Source organism: Dactylosporangium thailandense, from assembly GCF_059739745.1.
Genome location: NZ_AP029195.1, coordinates 11,907,939 through 11,925,809 on the forward strand (window position 1 = coordinate 11,907,939; position 17,871 = coordinate 11,925,809).

20 protein-coding genes and 1 pseudogene are annotated in these 17,871 nt (G+C 71.8%); 16 read left to right on the plus strand and 5 right to left on the minus strand.

Translation table 11 applies throughout. The features are described from left to right. Positions 1–64: 64 nt before the first annotated feature. Positions 65–748: a KpnI family restriction enzyme N-terminal domain-containing protein gene (locus AC6JBM_RS53635; protein WP_497981165.1), complete on the minus strand. Its 684-nt coding sequence runs from the start codon at positions 746–748 to the stop codon at positions 65–67. 462 nt (positions 749–1,210) lie between these two features. On the opposite strand from AC6JBM_RS53635, the gene AC6JBM_RS53640 reads away from it, so the two are divergent. The 12 genes and pseudogenes from AC6JBM_RS53640 to AC6JBM_RS53695 all read left to right on the plus strand — a co-directional run bounded on the left by AC6JBM_RS53640 (position 1,211) and on the right by AC6JBM_RS53695 (position 9,288). Beyond that, the gene (locus AC6JBM_RS53640; RefSeq protein ID WP_497981166.1) at positions 1,211–2,008 is read left to right on the plus strand and encodes a hypothetical protein; all 798 of its coding nucleotides are present in this window, start codon (positions 1,211–1,213) and stop codon (positions 2,006–2,008) included. Positions 2,009–2,151: 143 nt separating this feature from the next. Continuing rightward, the gene (locus AC6JBM_RS53645) at positions 2,152–2,661 is read left to right on the plus strand and encodes a sigma-70 family RNA polymerase sigma factor (protein ID WP_350617310.1); all 510 of its coding nucleotides are present in this window, start codon (positions 2,152–2,154) and stop codon (positions 2,659–2,661) included. Then, the gene (locus tag AC6JBM_RS53650) at positions 2,658–3,335 is read left to right on the plus strand and encodes a zf-HC2 domain-containing protein (protein WP_497981167.1); all 678 of its coding nucleotides are present in this window, start codon (positions 2,658–2,660) and stop codon (positions 3,333–3,335) included. The genes AC6JBM_RS53645 and AC6JBM_RS53650 overlap by 4 nt, the downstream gene beginning before the upstream one ends. Before the next feature lie 205 nt (positions 3,336–3,540). Beyond that, positions 3,541–3,780 carry a helix-turn-helix domain-containing protein gene (locus tag AC6JBM_RS53655; protein ID WP_497986736.1) on the plus strand — a complete coding sequence of 80 codons (240 nt, stop codon included), beginning with the start codon at positions 3,541–3,543 and terminating at the stop codon, positions 3,778–3,780. Then, positions 3,708–3,875: pseudogene (locus tag AC6JBM_RS53660) on the plus strand (IS30 family transposase); the annotation flags it as partial. The gene AC6JBM_RS53655 and the pseudogene AC6JBM_RS53660, both read left to right, overlap by 73 nt. Before the next feature lie 690 nt (positions 3,876–4,565). Further along, positions 4,566–5,117, plus strand: coding sequence for a M15 family metallopeptidase (locus AC6JBM_RS53665; RefSeq protein WP_497981168.1), 552 nt, complete (start codon positions 4,566–4,568; stop codon positions 5,115–5,117). 38 nt (positions 5,118–5,155) lie between these two features. Further along, positions 5,156–5,575: a hypothetical protein gene (locus tag AC6JBM_RS53670; RefSeq protein ID WP_497981169.1), complete on the plus strand. Its 420-nt coding sequence runs from the start codon at positions 5,156–5,158 to the stop codon at positions 5,573–5,575. A 59-nt stretch (positions 5,576–5,634) separates the two neighbouring features. Continuing rightward, positions 5,635–7,254: a Ycf46 family AAA ATPase gene (locus tag AC6JBM_RS53675; protein WP_497981170.1), complete on the plus strand. Its 1,620-nt coding sequence runs from the start codon at positions 5,635–5,637 to the stop codon at positions 7,252–7,254. Positions 7,255–7,256: 2 nt separating this feature from the next. After that, the gene (locus AC6JBM_RS53680) at positions 7,257–7,700 is read left to right on the plus strand and encodes a hypothetical protein (RefSeq protein WP_350617321.1); all 444 of its coding nucleotides are present in this window, start codon (positions 7,257–7,259) and stop codon (positions 7,698–7,700) included. Then, positions 7,697–7,888, plus strand: coding sequence for a DUF2997 domain-containing protein (locus AC6JBM_RS53685; protein ID WP_497981171.1), 192 nt, complete (start codon positions 7,697–7,699; stop codon positions 7,886–7,888). Before AC6JBM_RS53680 ends, AC6JBM_RS53685 begins: the two co-directional genes overlap by 4 nt. Further along, entirely contained in the window at positions 7,878–8,552 is a 675-nt protein-coding gene (locus AC6JBM_RS53690) for a helix-hairpin-helix domain-containing protein (RefSeq protein WP_497981172.1), read from the plus strand. Before AC6JBM_RS53685 ends, AC6JBM_RS53690 begins: the two co-directional genes overlap by 11 nt. After that, on the plus strand, positions 8,536–9,288 hold the full coding sequence (locus AC6JBM_RS53695) for a 4Fe-4S single cluster domain-containing protein (RefSeq protein ID WP_497981173.1): 753 nt from the start codon (positions 8,536–8,538) through the stop codon (positions 9,286–9,288). The genes AC6JBM_RS53690 and AC6JBM_RS53695 overlap by 17 nt, the downstream gene beginning before the upstream one ends. 9 nt (positions 9,289–9,297) lie before the next feature. On the opposite strand, the gene AC6JBM_RS53700 is transcribed toward AC6JBM_RS53695, so the two are convergent. Genes AC6JBM_RS53700 through AC6JBM_RS53715 form a run of 4 tightly spaced genes read right to left on the minus strand, consistent with a single transcriptional unit; the run spans position 9,298 to position 13,103 of the window. Further along, entirely contained in the window at positions 9,298–9,900 is a 603-nt protein-coding gene (locus AC6JBM_RS53700) for a LutC/YkgG family protein (protein WP_497981174.1), read from the minus strand. Continuing rightward, the gene (locus tag AC6JBM_RS53705; protein WP_497981175.1) at positions 9,893–11,347 is read right to left on the minus strand and encodes a LutB/LldF family L-lactate oxidation iron-sulfur protein; all 1,455 of its coding nucleotides are present in this window, start codon (positions 11,345–11,347) and stop codon (positions 9,893–9,895) included. The genes AC6JBM_RS53700 and AC6JBM_RS53705 overlap by 8 nt, the downstream gene beginning before the upstream one ends. Further along, complete coding sequence (locus AC6JBM_RS53710) at positions 11,344–12,069, minus strand: (Fe-S)-binding protein (protein ID WP_497981176.1); 726 nt, start codon at positions 12,067–12,069, stop codon at positions 11,344–11,346. The genes AC6JBM_RS53705 and AC6JBM_RS53710 overlap by 4 nt, the downstream gene beginning before the upstream one ends. Positions 12,070–12,071: 2 nt before the next feature. Further along, positions 12,072–13,103: a LacI family DNA-binding transcriptional regulator gene (locus AC6JBM_RS53715; protein WP_497981177.1), complete on the minus strand. Its 1,032-nt coding sequence runs from the start codon at positions 13,101–13,103 to the stop codon at positions 12,072–12,074. Positions 13,104–13,270: 167 nt separating this feature from the next. Here AC6JBM_RS53715 and AC6JBM_RS53720 point away from each other — a divergent pair, with 167 nt between their 5' ends. From AC6JBM_RS53720 to rhaS, 4 genes are read left to right on the plus strand one after another with little or no spacing between them, the layout of a single operon-like run. Beyond that, positions 13,271–14,755, plus strand: coding sequence for a sugar ABC transporter ATP-binding protein (locus AC6JBM_RS53720; protein WP_497981178.1), 1,485 nt, complete (start codon positions 13,271–13,273; stop codon positions 14,753–14,755). Further along, complete coding sequence (locus tag AC6JBM_RS53725) at positions 14,752–15,780, plus strand: ABC transporter permease (protein ID WP_497981179.1); 1,029 nt, start codon at positions 14,752–14,754, stop codon at positions 15,778–15,780. The genes AC6JBM_RS53720 and AC6JBM_RS53725 overlap by 4 nt, the downstream gene beginning before the upstream one ends. After that, positions 15,777–16,751 (plus strand): ABC transporter permease, encoded by a 975-nt coding sequence (locus AC6JBM_RS53730; protein ID WP_497981180.1) that lies wholly within the window; start codon positions 15,777–15,779, stop codon positions 16,749–16,751. Before AC6JBM_RS53725 ends, AC6JBM_RS53730 begins: the two co-directional genes overlap by 4 nt. Positions 16,752–16,808: 57 nt before the next feature. Then, a complete protein-coding gene (rhaS, locus tag AC6JBM_RS53735) occupies positions 16,809–17,867 on the plus strand; it encodes a rhamnose ABC transporter substrate-binding protein (protein WP_497981181.1) in 1,059 nt (352 codons plus the stop codon). Positions 17,868–17,871: the final 4 nt, after the last annotated feature.

Sequence of the window (17,871 nt, forward strand, 5' to 3'; positions counted from 1 at the left end):
TTTCGGCTGCTCTGTTGCGTGCGGCTTCTGCCGGGCCGGTGCTGGTGTGAGCACTGGCCCGGGATCAGGACTGCTTGGCCAGCTCTTCCTGGACCGTCGCGCGCGCCTCGGCCGGCAGCGTCCGGTAGACGGCCCAGATGTCCTCGACGGTGCTCAGCGTCCGGGTGTCCTGGTCGACCCAGTTCGAGAGCATCCTGCGCTCGATCGGCGCCAGCTTGGCGATCCGGGTCAGCACGCCGGCGAGGTCCGCCACGAGTTCGCGGCTGCCGACGCGGCACCGGTTGCACTCAATGACGAGCTGCGTCCGCGTACTGCCATCGGGAAGGCGTACGGGCCGGCGGGCGACGTCGAGCTGCGAGGTGGCTTCGGTGCCGGTGTACGTCTCCCCGGGACCGATCCCGCAGCTGCGGCACTTGTACCCGTCGCGCATGAGCACTTCGTGCCGCTGGCTCGCGGTGATCGTCGCGGACTTTTCCGGCGTCGCCTTGCCCGGCTCCCAGACCAGCTGACCGATCCGGACGAAGCGCTGCTCGCTGGCGGTGAGGCTGACATCCTCGCGGTTGGTATCGATTTTCCAGCCGAACTGGCGCAGGTCCCGCATCCGCCGGTCAATCTGCGACACGTCCGGGAAGGCATCCCGCAACTCGTTCTTGGTGAAGATCTCGCCTTCGCCGACAACCTGGACGAGCCAGAGAGCCGCTCGCTTCATCGTGCCGAGCTGAGTGTCATTCCACTTCGGCATGTCCATGCCAATTACCCGCCTTCGTGGGTGTTCGTCGGACTTCCGGCGTTCATCACATACGTACTTTTGTAGCGCTATGCACGTTTGCTGCACGCTGCATCACGGCTCGGCACTGCTCATACCGATCCGTCCTGCGCCGCTAGTGCACGTGGCTCGTCATCGGCCAGCGGTCACGCAAATAAAGCTGACTGACTGAAGCGTTCGGCGGAAGGGGCTGGCCGTTCGCCGTTTTGCAATTTCGCCGAACGGCTGAGGGGGACCGGCAAACCTCCGGGTCGCGATGCTGCGCCTGGAAACTCCGGCATCTGCCCGTGATCCATCTCGGGCGTACGCGGGAATTCGGCATCTGTCCTGCTGGTCCCGGTGCGCCGGTCCTGCTGGTCGGCCGCCAACTACGTGCCGGAAGCTGGCCGACCGCTGGTAGCCTCACAGCCCGATCGGTTTCGTCCACCCGTCGAGGAGGCTTCATTGCCGCGTCCGAGTCCCGCCGGGCAACTGGCCGAACCTCCGGTTGGGCTGCTCCCGGCCGAGCGCCGCGAGTTTTTCGATGCCATCAAGCTTTTCCACGGTGCTCTGGGAATGTCCTACGGAGGGCTTGCCCGGGCACTCCACCGGGTGAAGAGCTCCGTTAGCGACTACTGCCACGGGAAACTCAAACGCCCCGACCCGGCTTTCCTGACCGACCTTTGCGACCTGGCCGTGAAGACGCTGGGCGAAGACCGTTTGCCGATGCCCCGGGCTCGTGTGCAGCAGATCCGCGAGGACCTCGAGTTGCAGCAGGCGGGGCGCCAGCGCTGCTCGGCTTGTCCAGCCGCCAGGACCGGCAGATTGACGCAGAGGCCGGCTGAATCCGGCGGTGCCGGGCCAGATGCGCGCGATCGGCCGGTGGGCGATGGGCCGGCGAACGCCACGCGTGGGTCCGCTGCGGCAATTGATCGGTTGCCGGTCCCCCGGCCCGAGGGGGACCGGCAACTCACGATCGCGACGGACCGGCTCGGAATTCGCGATCTCAACGCCCGGCTCGTGGCGGGCCAGCTTGCCGACGCCGTCGGCATCCTGCGCCACCTCGGCCTCGACGTGCCGCCCCCAGAGACGGCGGCCGCCCTCGCGGCATGCAGGAGTGAGGGGCTCGCCGATGCGGAGAGCGCGCTTATCGTCCATGCCGCTCAGCGTGCCGTGCGGGACGTGATGATCATTGCGAAGGTGCTGCTCGACGGCGACCACATCGATCTGGCCAAAGACCTGCTCGGCGCGGGTGTCGGGTAGTAAAGGCGGGATGCTGCGCCGGCCGGAGGTGCGCGATCCGCGAGGCCGCGGCCAAGCTCTGGAAAAAGTCCCGGAAGCTGGTTGAACCCTGAACCGTCTGGTGGGGTAGAGGTCGACAGGGAGGCCGTCGAGAGGGGCTGCGCGTGACGCGCGACGAAGAGCTCATGACCGCGCTGTACACCGAGCACTACGGTGTGCTGCTCGCCTTCGTCTCGCGGTACGAGCGGGACCGCCACCGCGCCGAGGACCTCGTGCAGGACACCCTCCTGCGGGCCTGGCGGCACATCGAGCGCATCGACGTCAGCCGGGACACCACGCGGGCCTACCTGCTCACCATCGCGCGCAACGTGGTCAGCAACAACTGGCGGGCCGAGCAGCGCCGTCCCCGACTGGTCTCGGACCCCGACGCCGTCGCGGCCGTCGCCGACCCCGACAACGTCGACGAGCTCGTCCAGGGCTGGCTGATCACCGCCGCCCTCGACCGCCTCTCCGTCGAGCACCGCGAGGTGATCCGGTCGGTGTACTACGACGGCCGTACGGTCGCCGACACAGCGAAACGCCTCTCGGTACCGGAGGGTACCGTCAAGTCGCGCGCGTACTACGCGGTCCGCGCGCTTCGGGCGGTGTTCGAGGAGATGGGGGTGTTACGGTGACCGCCGGCCACGACGCGGTGCGCCGGCTGCTCGGGGCCTACGTCCTGGGCGGCCTCGACGACACCGACCAGGAGACCGTCGACGCCCACCTGAGCACGTGCGCCGAGTGCCGCGGCGAGGTGGGGCGCCTGGCCGCCGTACCGGAGCTGCTGCAACGCCTCCCGAACGGCCCCGGCGCACCGCTCGAGCCGCCCTCCCGCGCCGGCCTCGACGCCTTCCTGCGCCGGGCCAGGCCGCGGCGACTGCCCGTGGTGGTCCTCGCCGCCGCCTGCCTCGTGCTGGCGGTGCTGGTCGGTCTCCTGGCCGTGAGCCGCCCGGAGCCGTCGTCCCCGCCACCGCAGGCCGTCGCGTCGCCGAGCGCCTCGGCGAACCCGGGCACCATCGTGGAGTTCGAGGCCGCCGCGGGCAGCGGCCTGTCGGGCCGGGCGACGCTGAGCCCGCGGCAGTGGGGCGTGTCGGTCTCCCTCGAACTCGCCGGGCTGCCCGGCGAGGGCCCGTTCACGATGCAGGTACTCGGTCGCGGCGGCCAGTCCGAACAGGCGGCGTGCTGGGGGCGCACCCAGACGGCGCAGGCTCGGGTGACGGGGGCGAGCTCGATCCAGCTGGCGAACGTGGACTCGATCCAGGTCGCCGACCATGACGGCCACCTGCTGGGATCGGCCCGTCTCGCCTGACGCTTGTCTTGATCTCGATATGTCGGGCGCTGGCGCGCCACGACATATCGGATTTATACCCCGTCCCCGGTTTTAAAGGGATCATTGCAACACCTGACCTGATCAGGGGTTGCCGTGTTCGAGATCCGGGAGAGTCGTCGCCCGCCGGGGTGTATGCCGAGCTCGTTGGGCAGGGTGTGCGGACGGGGTGGCGGCGCCGGTGGTGGTGTCGGCCGGGTTCTTGTCGCTTGAGGAGCGGGTCGTGATCGGTGACCGGTTGCTTACCGGTGTGTCGCAGGCGGCGGTCGCGGTGGAGTTGGGTCGGCCGCGGTGCACGATCAGCCGGGAGATCGCCCGGAACCAGGACCCGCGGCGGCTACCAGCCGTTCGCCGCGCACGAGCCGGGCGATGCGCCGGCCCCGCACCACCAGCAGGCGCGGGTCGCGGTTCACCGCACCGATGCTGATGATCAGCGACCGGCCCGCCGAAGCCGACGACCGTGCGATCCCCGGGCACTGGGAAGGCGACCTCGTCATCGGCAAAGACGGCCGGTCCGCGCTCCAGCGGGCCGCCGTTGGTTGCCCCAATGAGTAAGCGTGGTCCAGTGGCGTCGTTGCCCACTGGGCATTCCTCTCGGCCGTCCCGGGTGTGCCGGGTTCGTGCGGGTCATCATTCGGTGGTCCCGGTTCCAATATGTTCGCCATTTGTGCTGGGGTGTGGTCGGGATCGAGGTTTCGGTCGTATTCTGGGACAATTGTTGGTATGGGGCAGATGCAGTTGTTCAGCTCGCGGGAATTGGCTGCTATGCGGGATCGTACGAGGGCCAAGAATTGGTGGCCGGGGAAGGATGAGTTCCGGAAAGAGGCGCAGCGGCGGCGTGACTTTGGGCTGGTGATGCGGCATGCGGAGAAGTTGCGCCGCATCCACTGCTCCGCGGAAAACACCCCGGCGCGGCCACCGTCCGACCCCGCCGGAATCGTCGAACACCGCGCAACAGTGGCACCTGCCGGTCCGTCCGGACAATCGCACCAGCCCACCGCCGAACCCGGCACCGCGAGTCCCGAGTCGAAGAAATGTGCGGGCCAAAATCCACCCCGGCCGCCGGCATCGAGGAACGCGTGCAGGCCGAGGCGCGGCGCGGGCATGCTCTCCGTGGGGGAGGCGCGACCGAGCTGGGCCACCGGGGCGGAGTGCCCGACTTGCCGGGGCAAAGCCGTAAAGGTTGCGGTTCGGGTGGCCGATGGTTGCGATGTGGAGGTCACAGGAGTAGGCGGGATCGCGACCCGCATGGCGGAGATCCGCTCCCAGATTGCCGCCTTCCGCCCGCAGGCGACGCCGGCCGTGGCCGGTGCCGAGTCGTTTCAGCAGACCCTCGACACGACGCTGCGCACCGCGCGTACGCCGGAGGGGGTGCCGGTCGAGCTGGCGAGGTACGGCAACGGCAAGATCCCCGAGGATGCCCTGCAACAGGTCGGCGGCACCGGGCACCGGCTGTGGGGGCCGGCCGCGTCGAGCCTCGACGCGCTCATGCGCGCGGCCCGGCAGCAGGGGGTGAACATCGGGATCACCGACTCGTACCGGCCCTTCGCCGAGCAGGTCGACCTCGTCAAGCGCAAGGGCCTCTACTCGCAGGGCGGGCTCGCCGCCAAGCCCGGGACCAGCGACCACGGCTGGGGCATGGCCGTGGACCTCGACCTCGACGGCAAGGCCCAGGCGTGGATGCGGCAGAACGCGGGGCGCTTCGGATTCGCCGAGACGACACCGCGGGAACCGTGGCACTGGGCATACCGGCCAGCAAAATAGGCCGGGCAGCAAATTATGCCGGGCAGCAAAATAGGGGCGTGATCGCGCTCTTCACGACCGTCCACCTCGCCCTGGCCGCCGCGTGGGCGGGGGCGATGGGCTACAGCCTGCTCGTGGTACAGCCCAAGGCCGAGCGCTTCTTCGCCGGGCGGGATGGCGAATACGAGGACTTTCTGCTGGTCATGGCCCACGGGAACCGGTGGAAGGTGGTGCCGCTGATCGCCGGGCTGCTCGTCACCGCGGCGCTGGCGAGAATGTTTTACCTGCTGCCGGTGTACCTCCTGGCCGCCGTCATCTTCGCGAACGTCAGCTGGCGGCACTGGCCGGCCCGCGTGTTCGCGCTGCCCGCCGAGCGTCCCGCGTTCCGCCGGGCACTGCGCGCCCAGGCGTGGGTGATGACCGTGCTGGCCGGTGGCGCGTTTCTGACAGGTCTGGCGGCAACCAGCGGACTCTTCTGATCTCCCCGCCGCGGTTAGGGTCGGGTGCGACCTGACAAACGTAAGGAGAGGGTAGCCCGGTGACCGGTTTCCGCCACGATCTGGCGCAGCTGTTGAAGGCCAGGTTCCCGGTCCTGTACGTCGAGTCGTACGAGGAGCACCGGGTGCTCACCGAGCTCGCCGCGGTCTGCGGCGACGCCGCGCTCGTGCGCACCCCTCGGCCGGTGTGGACCTGGTCGGCGACGAGCGGGCTGTTGCAGCCCGACGGGGTCGCCACGCAGTACACGACCGAGCCCGACAACGCCCTCGACGCGGTGCTGCGGATCCAGCAGCCGGGCCTGTTCGTGTTCCGCGACCTGCACAACTCCCTCGGCGGAGACGTGCCGGTGCTGCCCAGCGTGGTGCGCCGGCTGCGCGACATCGCCGCGGCGTTCAAGGCCGGCGCGGTGCCCCGGACGCTCGTCATCGTCGCGCCGGTCCTGCGGATCCCGCCGGACCTGGAGAAGGACATCACGATCGTCGACTTCCCGCTGCCGACCGAGGCCGAGATCCGCGGCGTGCTCGAGGCGATGATCGCGGGCAACGCCGCCGGCGGGCGGATTCGCATCGAGCTCGACCCCGTCGGCCGGGAGAAGTTCGCCAAGGCCGCGACCGGGCTCACGCTCAACGAGGCCGAGAACGCGTTCGCCCGCGCGATGGTCAACGACGGCGTGCTCGACCTGCACGACCTCGACGTGGTGCACGAGGAGAAGCGGCAGGCGGTACGCAAGGCCGGGGTCCTCGAATACGTCGACGCCGAGGTGCGCCTCGACCAGGTCGGCGGGCTGGAGAACCTCAAGCGCTGGCTGGCCAAGCGGGACAACACCTGGCTGGCGGCCGCCGCCGACTACGGGCTGCCCGCCCCGAAGGGCGTGCTCATCACCGGCGTCCCCGGCTGCGGCAAGTCGCTGACCGCCAAGGCCGTCGCCGCCGCCTGGGGGCTGCCGCTGCTGCGGCTGGACATCGGCCGCGTCTTCTCCGGCCTGATCGGCTCCAGCGAGCAGAACATGCGGGCCGCGCTGCGCACCGCCGAGGCCAGCGCTCCGTGCGTGCTGTGGGTCGACGAGATCGAGAAGGGCTTCGCGGCGAGCGCGTCCAACGACGGCGGTACGACCAACCGGGTCTTCGGCACGTTCCTGACCTGGATGCAGGAGAAGACGGGCTCGGTGTTCGTCATCGCGACCGCCAACGACATCGAGCGCCTCCCGCCGGAGCTGCTGCGCAAGGGCCGCTTCGACGAGATCTTCTTCGTGGACCTGCCCAGCCGGTCCGAGCGCGCCTCCATCTGGGCCCTGCACCTGCGCCGGCGGCTGACCCGGCCCGCGGTCCAGGGCGCGCTGCACGTCGATGACAATTTGCTGCGCGAGCTGTGCACGCTGTCGAACGGCTACTCCGGCGCCGAGATCGAGCAGGCGGTCGTCGCGGCGCTCTTCGACGCGTTCTCCGAGCGGCGCCCCCTGCACCAGGAGGACCTGCTGCGGGCGACGGCGGCGACGGTACCGCTGAGCGTCACCCAGTCCGAGAAGCTCGGCGCGATCCGGGACTGGGCCCGCACCCGCGCCGTGGCGGCGACGGCCGCCGAGGACTGGGACCCCGGCGAGGAGCCGCCGACCGCCCCCATCCCCGTGCTGGGCACGCGCGGACGCACGATCGAGGTCTGACGATGAGCGTTTCGCTGATTCTCCTGCCGCTGGCGATCGCCGCCGCCGCGGCCCACGCCGGCCTCACGAAGGGCAAGGACGCGACCGTGTGCGAGGTGCAGACCCGGATGCGCGACGAGGGCCTGCTCGCGGCCGCCCTGCGCGACACCCGGGCGGCGGTGACGCCCGACGGGGACGCGCTCGTCGCGGACTGGGCGGGCGTGCGGGCCCGCTTCGTCCGCGACGAGCGGCAGGTCTGGTCCGCGCACTTCACCGGCGACGTCGACGAGCCGCGGGCGGTGGACATCGTGCGGGCGGTCGACGCGGCCTACGGTCGGCAGGTCCAGGCCGCGGTGCTCGAGCGCCTGACCCATCGGGCCCCGGCCGCGGGCCTGCGGCTGGAGTCGCGCTCGGTGACCCCGGACCGGGCCGTGCGCCTGGTCTTCGCCGTGGAGCGGGCCGGATGAAGCGGATCGTCGTGACGGTTGCGGAGGACGGCACGGTCGCCGCCGAGACGCTGGGCATGAGCGGCTCCACGTGCCTGGACTACATCGCCGTGCTCGAGGATCTCCTGATGGCTCAGACGGTGCACAGCGAGTACACCCGCGAGGCGGCGGTGCAGACGACCAGGCAGGAGCAGCACGATGCCCACTAGCTTCGGGTGGCGGCTGCGCAACAGCTGGTGGGTCGTGCTCGTCGTCCTCGGCCTGGGCTGCCTCAGCGGCACCGGCTTCCTCTACATCGGCATCACCGCCCGGCGCCCGTCCTGGTGGGGGATCGGGGTGGCGTACCTCCTGCTGCCGTGGTCCGCCCTGGTCGCCATCAACCGCCTGGGCGAGGATTCCCAGCTGAGCACCACGCTCGCCGTGGCCTATTTCGCCCTGTGGTTCGCGAGCATCGTCCACGCCCTGATCCTGAACGGCTCCTGGCTGCGCTGGCGCGCCGCGAACCGCCCCTGGTTCGAGGCCTCCCAGCCCCAGGCGCAGCCCGCGCGGCTGGCGCCACCGCCGGTCTTCGCGGCCCCGTCCGCCCCCGCGCCGCCTCCGGCCTTCGCGGCTCCGCCCGCCTCCGCGCCGGCCCTGGACGTCAACGCGGCGACGGCGGCCCAGCTCGCCCGCGCGGCCGGCCTCGACCCCGGGCGGGCCGAGCGGGTCGTGGCGGATCGCGAGGCCCGGGGCGGCTTCCAGACCGTCGAGGAGTTCGCGACGGCCGCGGCCCTCGCGCCGCACGAGTTCGCCCGCATCCGCGCCGGCCTCACCTGCACCCCGCGCCCCCGGGCACCGCACCAGCAGGGCCCGGGCCGTGTCCTGGACTTCTGAGCCCCGCCCGCCGGTCGACGCGGGCACGACGGCCGAGACATCTCAACCGCGCCCGCCGGTCGACGCGGGCACGACGGCCGAGACATCTCAACCGCGCCCGCCGGTCGACGCCGGTACCGTGGCCGTGGCCCGGCTCGTGGAGCGCACGACGGCCGAGGGCCCGGGGGAGCGCACGGCCCTGTGGGTGCAGGGCTGCACCATCCACTGCGCCGGCTGCTTCAACCCGCACCTGTGGGCATTCCGCGGCGGCACCCCGACCCCGACGGCGGAGATCCTGACCCGGATCCTGGCCGCCGGCACGGAGGGCCTGACCCTGCTCGGCGGCGAGCCCTTCGACCACGCCGCCCCGCTCGCCGTGCTCGCCGCGGGCGTGCGGGCCGAGGGCCGCTCGGTCCTGACGTTCTCGGGCTACACGACGGCCCAGCTGAACCGCGCCGTGCACAACGGCCGCGCCGACGTCGCGGCGCTGCTGGACGCGACGGACCTGCTGATCGCCGGCCCCTACGTCGCCGCCCTGGTCGACCGCGCCCGCCCGTGGGCCGGCTCGACGAACCAGGAGTACGTCCACCGCGGCGACCGTATCCCCCCGTCCGCCGTGGCCGCGACCCCGGACCGCCTGGAGATCACCGTCGGCGCCGACGGCACCCTCGCGGTCAACGGCTGGGCCGACGACGAGACCCTCGACGCCCTCCTGCACGACCTGGGCCGCTCGGCCCGACCGGCCCGCACCCGCTGACGCGCCGGCTCAGCGCACGAGCAGCACCACGAGGGTGCGGGGGCCGTGGACGCCCTCGACGCGGTCGAGCTCGATGTCGCTCGTCGCCGACGGGCCGCTGATCAGCGTCAGCGGGCGGGTCGGGGTGAGCCGCGCCAGCAGGTCGGGGACGCTCTGCACGACCTGGTCCGCCCGCACCACGCAGAAGTGCCGGTCCGGCACCAGGCTGATCGCGCGGCGGCCCTGGTCCGGCGAACCGTCCAGCGCGATCGTCCCCGTCTCCGCCACCGCCGCCGCGCAGGCGGTGACCACGCCCGCGAACGCGTCCAGCTCCGCGGCCGAGAGCGAGCCGTCGTCCACGGTGGAGCCGGGCACCGGGAACGGCAGGCCCGGCGGCACGATCAGCGGGCCCACGCCGTCCAGCGCCGCGGCCAGGTCGGACTCGAGCGCGGCGGCGGTCGTGGGCACGACGGTCGCCTTGTAGTCCTCGAGCCGGTCGACCAGCAGGTCCAGGTCGCCCCGGCGGGACGGGTCGGCCGGGCGGTAGTCGCGCGGGACCGCGGGCACGGCGGGGGAGGAGCCGAGCGCGGCGCGGATGCGGGCCAGCACCACGGAGCGCGAGTCGTCAGCCATTGCGCGTGCGCCACCATTCGCGGAAGGTCTGGGCCGGCGGGCGGGGCAGGTCGCGGCTCGCCGTCCACGCCGACAGCGGCGGCGGCAGGGTGCCGATCCGGTCCCGTTTCCGCCCGAGCAGCCGGCCGAGGCGCATGAGCCGCTCGCCGCCGCGGAAGCGGCCCGGCCGCGCCATCACCCACGACACCGCGGCCATCGAGATCGCCTCGGCCGACGGGCCGCGGTGCTCCTCGACGTGGCGGGCCCGCAGGTGCACGAGCAGCGACGGGATGTCGATGCGCACCGGGCAGGCGTCGAAGCAGGCGCCGCAGAGGCTGGACGCGTAGGGCAGCGAGGCGTTGTCCTCGACCCCGGTGAGCTGGGGGCTGAGCACGGCGCCGATCGGGCCCGGGTACACGGAGCCGTACGCGTGCCCGCCCGTGCGCTCGTAGACCGGGCACACGTTGAGGCAGGCGCTGCAGCGGATGCAGTGCAGCGCCGAGCGGCCCACCTCGTCGGCCAGCACCGCGGTGCGCCCGTTGTCCAGCAGCACCAGGTGGAAGTCCTGGGGGCCGTCGCCGGGGGTGACGCCGGTCCACAGCGAGGTGTACGGGTTCATCCGCTCCCCGGTCGAGGAGCGCGGCAGCAGCTGCAGGAACACCTCGAGATCGGTCCACGTGGGCACGAGCTTCTCGATGCCCATGACGGTGATGAGCGTCTGCGGCAGGGTCAGGCACATCCGGCCGTTGCCCTCGGACTCGACCACGGCGAGCGTCCCGGTCTCGGCCACGGCGAAGTTGGCCCCGGACACGGCGACGCGCGCGGTCAGGAACTTGCGCCGCAGGTGGGCCCGGGCGGCCATGGCGAGCTGGCGCGGCTCGTCGGTCAGGTCGGCGGGCGCGCCCTCCATCTCGCGCAGGAAGATGTCGCGGATCTCGGTGCGGTTGCGGTGGATCGCCGGCACCAGGATGTGCGAGGGCTTGTCGTGACCGAGCTGGACGATCAGCTCGGCCAGGTCGGTCTCCCACGCGGCGATGCCCTGCGCCTCGAGGGCCTCGTTGAGCCCGATCTCCTGGGTCGCCATCGACTTGACCTTGACGACCTCGTCGGCGCCGGCCCGGCGGACCAGGTCGGCGACGATGGCGTTGGCCTCGTTGGCGTCGCGGGCCCAGTGCACGTGCCCGCCGCGCGCCGTCACCTGCTCCTCGAGCTGGACGAGCAGCTCGGGCAGGCGCGCCATGGTCGCGGCCTTCAACGCCTCGCCGGCCCGGCGTAGCTCCTCCCAGTCCGGCACCTCGGCGACGACCGCCGCCCGCTTGGCCCGGATGGTGCGGGTCGCGTGGCCGAGGTTGCGCCGCAGCTGCTCGTTGCCCAGCGCCGTGCGGGCCGCCGCGGGGAAGGGCTCGTCGCCGCGCAGCTGCCCGACCCCGCGCGGCGCCACGGTCGGCATTCCCAAAAACGTGTTCATGTCGACGCCAGAATTTCCGCCAGGTGTACCGGACGAGTCTCCACCGACAGCCGCGAGAGCCCGCCGCCGATGTGCATCAGGCAGGACGAGTCCCCGGCGGAGACGACGTCGGGGTCGGTGGACAGCACGTTGCGCAGCTTGTCGGCGAGCATCGCGGCCGAGGTGTCGGCGTTCTTGAGCGCGAAGGTGCCCCCGAAGCCGCAGCACTGCTCGGCGTCGGGCAGCTCGACCAGGTCGATGCCCTCGACCTCGCGCAGCAGCCGCAGCGGCCGGTCCCCGACGCGCAGCATGCGCAGCGAGTGGCAGGTCGGGTGGTAGGTGACCCGGTGCGGGTAGCGGGCGCCGACGTCCGTCACGCCGAGCACGTCGACCAGGAACTCGGACAGCTCGTAGGTGCGCTTGGCGACCTCGCCGGCCCGGGCCGCGAGCTGGCGCTTCCCGGCGCGCTCGGCGACCGCGGCGTGCTGGTGCCGGACCGAGCCCACGCAGGAGCCCGAGGGCGCCACGATCGCGTCGTAGGGCTCGAACGTGCGCATGTGGTGCTCGACCAGCTTGACGGCCTGGCGCTGGTAGCCGGTGTTCACGTGCATCTGCCCGCAGCAGGTCTGGGCCTCGGGGAACACCACCTCGTGCCCGAGCCGCTCCAGCAGCGTCACGGTGGCCTTGCCGACCTGCGGGAACATCGCGTCGGCCAGACACGTGACGAACAGTGCTACGCGCACGGTCACCGGCCCTTTCGACGGCCGCGCGGGCGGCCGCTCGACTCGCGGACGATCAGCTCCGGCTGGAAGACCACGTGCCGGTGCTCGTGCCGGCCGTCGTCCTCGATCTCCTCGAGCAGCAGGGCGGCCGCCGTGCGGCCGAGCTGCTCGCGGGGTTGCCGGACCGAGCTTAACGGCACCGCGGCGGCCGCGGCGAACTCGATGTCGTCGTAGCCGACGATCGCCACGTCCTGCGGCACCCGCAGGCCGCGCTGGGTCATCTCCTGCAGCACCCCGAGGGCGAGCAGGTCGTTGGCGCAGAACACGGCGGTCGGGCGCTCCCCGTCCGGGCCGGAGGCGATCTGCGTGGCGGCGGCCCGGCCGGCCGCGACCGTGAGGTTCGGCGTCGGGACGACGACCAGCTCCGCCCGGCCCTCGACGGCCTCGGCGATGCCGGCCCGGCGGTCCTGGACCTGGGCGATCGACATCGGCCCGCCGACGAAGGCGATGCGCCGGTGCCCCTGCTCGACGAGGTGCTCCCCGGCGAGCCGGCCGCCGAGGATGTCGTCGACGGCGACCGAGCAGCGGCTGTGCCGGCCCGAGCCGCGGTCGACGAGCACGACCGGGGTGCCGCGCTGGATGAGCTGCTCGAGGCGGGAGCTGGGCCCCTCGTCCACCGGCGTGATGAGCACCCCGCGCACCCGCTGCTCCTCGAGCAGCTCGAGGTGGCGCTGCTCCCGGTGGGCGTCCTCGCCGCTGTTGCACACCACGACCATCACGCCGTGGTCCTCGGCGGCCGCCTCCGCGCCGCGCACGACGTCGGTGAAGAAGGGGTTGGTCACGTCGAGCACCACCAGCGCGATCTGCCGGCTCTGCCCGGCCCGCAGCTGCCGCGCCGAGTCGTTGCGCACGTAGCCGAGCTCGGCGATCGCGTCGAGCACGCGCTGGCGGGTGCTCGTGGCGACGAGCTCGGGGCGGTTGAGGACGTTGCTGACGGTACCGATGGAGACGCCAGCCCGCCGTGCGACCTCTTTGATGCCCGTTGTGGTGGTCATCGATCTCCTGAAACGTGTTAAGCAATTGGCGCGCTGCGGTGCGCCGCGTCCGGTGTATCAAATCGGTAACGCGATCGAAACCCTTGACGGCGTCAGGGCTCGGCTTCTACCGTCACTCTAACCAGTCTATGAAACGTTTCACAAGGACCCTTCGAAAGGGGGCCCGCGTGCTCGTACTCGAGGGCGTCAGCAAGTCCTTCGGTGCCGTCGCGGCGCTGCGCGACGTGCGCCTGGACCTGCGCGCCGGCGAGGCCCACGCGCTCGTCGGCGAGAACGGCGCCGGCAAGTCCACGCTGGTCAAGATCCTGGCCGGGGCGCACGCGCCCGACGCCGGAACGCTGAGCCTCGACGGCGAGCCGCTGGTGCTCGCCAACCCCGCCGACGCCCGCGCGGCCGGCATCGCGGTCATCTACCAGGAGCCGACGCTGTTCCCGGACCTCTCGGTGGCCGAGAACATCTTCATGGGCCGCCAGCCGCTGAAGTCCGGCCGCCGCATCGACACCGCCGAGATGCGCCGCCGCGCGACCGAGCTGTTCGCCCGCCTCGGCGTGCAGATGGACCCCGACCGCCCGGCTCGCGGCCTGTCGATCGCCGACCAGCAGCTGGTCGAGATCGCCAAGGCGCTCTCCTTCGACGCCCGGGTGCTCGTCATGGACGAGCCGACCGCGGCGCTGTCCGGCGTCGAGGTCGAGCGGCTCTTCGCCGTGGCCCGCTCGCTGCGCGACGCCGGGGCCGCGGTCCTGTTCATCTCGCACCGCTTCGACGAGGTGTTCGCGCTGTGCCAGCGCATCACCGTCATGCGCGACGGGCAGTGGGTCTCCACCGACCCGGCCGGCGAGCTCACCGTCGCCGACGTCGTGCGCCGCATGGTCGGTCGCGAGGTCGGCGAGCTGTTCCCCAAGGAGGAGGCGGCGATCGGGGAGGCGCGGCTGGAGGTGCGCGGTCTCAACCGGCAGGGCGCCTTCCACGACGTCAGCTTCACCGTCCGCAGCGGCGAGATCGTCGCCCTGGCCGGGCTCGTCGGGGCCGGGCGCTCCGAGGTCATCCGGGCCGTCTTCGGCGTCGACCGCTACGACTCGGGTGAGGTGCTGGTCGACGGCCGGCCCCTGCGCGCGGGCAGCGCGTCCGCGGCGATCGGGGCCGGCCTCGCGTTCGTGCCCGAGGACCGCCGCCAGCAGGGCCTGGTGATGGAGCTGTCCGTCGAGCGCAACGCCACCCTGCCGCGGCGCTGGTCGCTGTCCCGGCTCGGGCTGCTCCTCGGCGGGGCCGAGCGGCGCTCCGCCCAGGACTGGGCCGGGCGCTTGCAGGTGAAGGCGGGCCGGCTCGGCGACCCGGTCTCCACGCTCTCCGGCGGCAACCAGCAGAAGGTCGTGCTGGCCAAGTGGCTGGCCACCCGGCCGCGCGTGCTCATCGTCGACGAGCCGACCCGCGGCATCGACGTGGGCACCAAGGCCGAGGTCCACCGGCTGCTGACCCGGCTGGCCGGCGAAGGCGTCGCGGTCCTCATGGTCTCCAGCGAACTGCCCGAGGTGCTGGGCATGGCCGACCGGGTCCTCGTGATGCACGAAGGGCGGCTCGCCGCCGACATCCCCCGGACCCGAGCCGACGAGGAGTCCGTGATGCTGGCCGCCACCGGGCAGGGGGAGCGATGACCGTCGTCGACAGCCCGGCCCCGCCGCGCACCGCCCGGGCCACCCGGCTCACCCACCGCGTCTTCCTCGTCCGCGAGCTCGGCATCGTCGCCGCGCTCGTGCTGCTGATCGGCATCACGGCGATCACCAACCCGCGTTTCCTGTCCCACCAGAGCGTCAAGGACCTGCTGCTCGGCGCCACGATCCTGGCGATCCTCGCCACCGGGCAGGCGATCGTCGTCATCACGCGCAACGTCGACCTGTCGGTCGGCTCGGTCCTCGGCCTGTCGGCGTTCCTGACCGGCACGCTCTTCCTGAACCACCCCGGCCTGCCGATCCCGGTGGTGCTGGTGGCGGGCGCGGCGCTCGGCGCGGTGTGCGGCGCGGTCAACGGCGCCCTCATCGCCGCCGCCCGGGTGCCGGCGCTCGTGGTGACCCTCGGCACGCTGTACGTCTTCCGCGGCATCGACTACCGATGGGCGACCGGCAAGCAGATCAACGCCGCGGACATCCCGGTCGCGTTCCTGCACATGGGGACGCGCACGATCCTGGGCGTACCGCTGCTGACGCTCTTCGCCCTCGTCGTCGTGCTCGCCGCCGGCTTCTACCTGCGCTCCTACCGCAGCGGCCGCGAGCTCTACGCCATCGGCTCCGATCCCGCCGCGGCCCGGCTGTCCGGCATCGCGGTCGGCCGGCGGGTGTTCTTCGCGTTCGTCACCTGCGGCGCGCTCGCCGGGCTCGCCGGCACCCTGTACGTGGCCCGTTTCGGCACCCTCGACGCCAACGCCGGGCTCGGCCAGGAGCTCAACGTCGTGGCCGCGGTCGTCGTCGGCGGCGTCGCGATCTTCGGCGGCAGCGGATCCGTCTACGGCGCGGCCCTGGGCGCCATGCTGCTCACCACCATCGGCAGCGCCCTGCCGGTGCTCGGCGTCACCCCGTTCTGGCAGAAGGCCGCCGTCGGCGCGCTGATCCTGGCCGCGATCGGGCTGGACCGGGCGCTGTCGGTGCGCGTCACCAAGAGCCTGCAGCGAGGGGTACACCAGTGAATGTCATCCGCAGGCTGGGCTCCTGGGATCTGATCGTCCTGCTCGCCCTCGTGCTGGTCGTCGTCATCGGCGCGAGCACGATCGAGGGCGTGGCGAGCCCGCGCTTCTGGCGGTTCGTGACGCTCGAGGTCATCCCGATCGCGATCGTGGCCCTGCCGCTGACGCTCGTCATCATCACCGGCGAGATCGACCTGTCCGTCGCCAGCGTCATGGGCCTGACCTGTGCGGTGATGGGCGACCTGTGGGCCCACGGGGTCACCTCGCTGCCCGTGCTCGTGGCGCTGAGCCTGGTCCTCGGCGCCGTGCTGGGGGCGGTCAACGGCCTGTTCGTCACGGTCTTCGGGCTGCCCTCGCTCGCGGTCACGATCGGGACGCTGGCCTTGTACCGGGGGCTCGCCTACGTCGTGCTGGGCGACCGGGCGATCTCCGACTACCCGGATTCGTGGACCAGCGGCTCGACGAAGGCGATCCCCGGCCTGACCATCCCCTGGTTCATCATCGTCGTGGCGGTCCTCGCCGTGCTCTTCGCCGTGGTGCTGCACGCCACGCCGATCGGCCGCGGCCTCTACGCGATGGGCAACAACGCCGAGGCCGCCCGCTTCGCCGGGATCGCCGTCGGCCGCACCAAGTTCTGGCTGTTCGTCGCCACGAGCACCATGTCGGCCCTGGCCGGCGTCTTCTGGACCTTCCGCTTCGCCAGCGCCCGCGCGGACAACGCCAACGGCCTGGAGCTCGCCGTGGTCGCGGCCGTGCTCCTCGGCGGCGTGTCCATCTTCGGCGGGCGCGGCGGCCTGCTCGGCGTCCTCGGCGCCGTCGTGCTCATCTGCGTGCTGCGCAACGCGCTGCAGCTGGCCTCCGTGCCCGAGAACACGCTCACCATCGTCACCGGATCGCTGCTCATCGCCTCGGTCGTCGGACCGAACGCCGTCGCCATGGCGCGGGAACGCCTGCGCCGTCGCCGGCCCGCCTGAAGGTTCGCCGAACACCCCCAGGTAAGTCCCGCCCGCCCGCCAGTTGAAAGGATTCACATGAGACGAGGCAAGCTCCTCTCGGCCGTGGTCGCGACCGCCCTCGCGTTCAGCATGTCGGCCTGCGCCGAAGACTCCGGCTCCTCGACGTCCGCCGACAGCAGCGGGGGCGCCGGCGGCTCCGGCACCATCAAGAGCGGGCTGAAGGTCGCCTTCCTGCCCAAGCAGGTCAACAACCCGTACTTCGACACCTCCGACAACAAGGGCGGCAAGGTCGCCGTCGAGGAGTTCAAGGGCACGTACAGCGAGACCGGCCCGTCCGAGGCGAGCCCGTCGGCCCAGGTCAGCTACATCAACACCCTGTCGCAGCAGGGCGCGAACGTGATCGCCGTGTCGGCCAACGACAAGGACGCCATCTGCGGGGCGCTCAAGGACGCGCGGCAGAACGGCGCCAAGGTCGTCACCTACGACTCCGACACCAAGCCCGAGTGCCGCGACCTGTTCATCAACCAGGCCAGCACCGAGGGCATCGCGAAGATCCAGGTCAAGCTCATCTCGGACGCGATCGGCGCCGACGGCGGCGAGATCGCGATCCTCTCGGCCACGGCGAACGCGACCAACCAGAACGCCTGGATCGAGCAGATGAAGACCGAGCTGGCGAAGCCGGAGTACAGCAAGCTCAAGCTCGTCGACACCGTCTACGGCGACGACGACGACCAGAAGTCGTTCCAGGAGGCCCAGGGGCTGCTCGCCAAGCACCCCAACCTCAAGGGCATCATCTCGCCGACCACCGTGGGCATCGCCGCCGCCGGCCGCTACCTGAGCGGCTCGTCGTACAAGGGCAAGGTCCAGCTGACCGGGCTCGGCACGCCGAACCAGATGAAGGCGTACGTCAAGGACGGCACCGTCAAGGCCTTCGCCCTGTGGAACCCGGCCGACCTCGGCTACCTGGCCGCCTACGCCGGCGCCGCGCTCGCCTCCGGCCTGATCAAGGGCAAGGAGGGCGACAAGTTCACCGCCGGCAAGCTCGGCGAGTTCACCGTCGGCAAGGACGGTGTCGTGCTGCTCGGCGACCCGTACACCTTCAAGGCCGACAACATCGACCAGTTCAACTTCTAAGGGT

What these genes read in the sequence shown, in the direction of transcription:
- AC6JBM_RS53635 (WP_497981165.1), bottom strand. Translation starts at nt 748, where the DNA reads ATGGACATGCCGAAGTGGAATGACACTCAGCTCGGCACGATGAAGCGA.
- AC6JBM_RS53680 (WP_350617321.1), top strand. Translation starts at nt 7,257, where the DNA reads ATGAGCGTTTCGCTGATTCTCCTGCCGCTGGCGATCGCCGCCGCCGCG.
- AC6JBM_RS53685 (WP_497981171.1), top strand. Translation starts at nt 7,697, where the DNA reads ATGAAGCGGATCGTCGTGACGGTTGCGGAGGACGGCACGGTCGCCGCC.
- AC6JBM_RS53690 (WP_497981172.1), top strand. Translation starts at nt 7,878, where the DNA reads ATGCCCACTAGCTTCGGGTGGCGGCTGCGCAACAGCTGGTGGGTCGTG.
- AC6JBM_RS53700 (WP_497981174.1), bottom strand. Translation starts at nt 9,900, where the DNA reads ATGGCTGACGACTCGCGCTCCGTGGTGCTGGCCCGCATCCGCGCCGCG.
- AC6JBM_RS53705 (WP_497981175.1), bottom strand. Translation starts at nt 11,347, where the DNA reads ATGAACACGTTTTTGGGAATGCCGACCGTGGCGCCGCGCGGGGTCGGG.
- AC6JBM_RS53715 (WP_497981177.1), bottom strand. Translation starts at nt 13,103, where the DNA reads ATGACCACCACAACGGGCATCAAAGAGGTCGCACGGCGGGCTGGCGTC.
- AC6JBM_RS53725 (WP_497981179.1), top strand. Translation starts at nt 14,752, where the DNA reads ATGACCGTCGTCGACAGCCCGGCCCCGCCGCGCACCGCCCGGGCCACC.
- rhaS (WP_497981181.1), top strand. Translation starts at nt 16,809, where the DNA reads ATGAGACGAGGCAAGCTCCTCTCGGCCGTGGTCGCGACCGCCCTCGCG.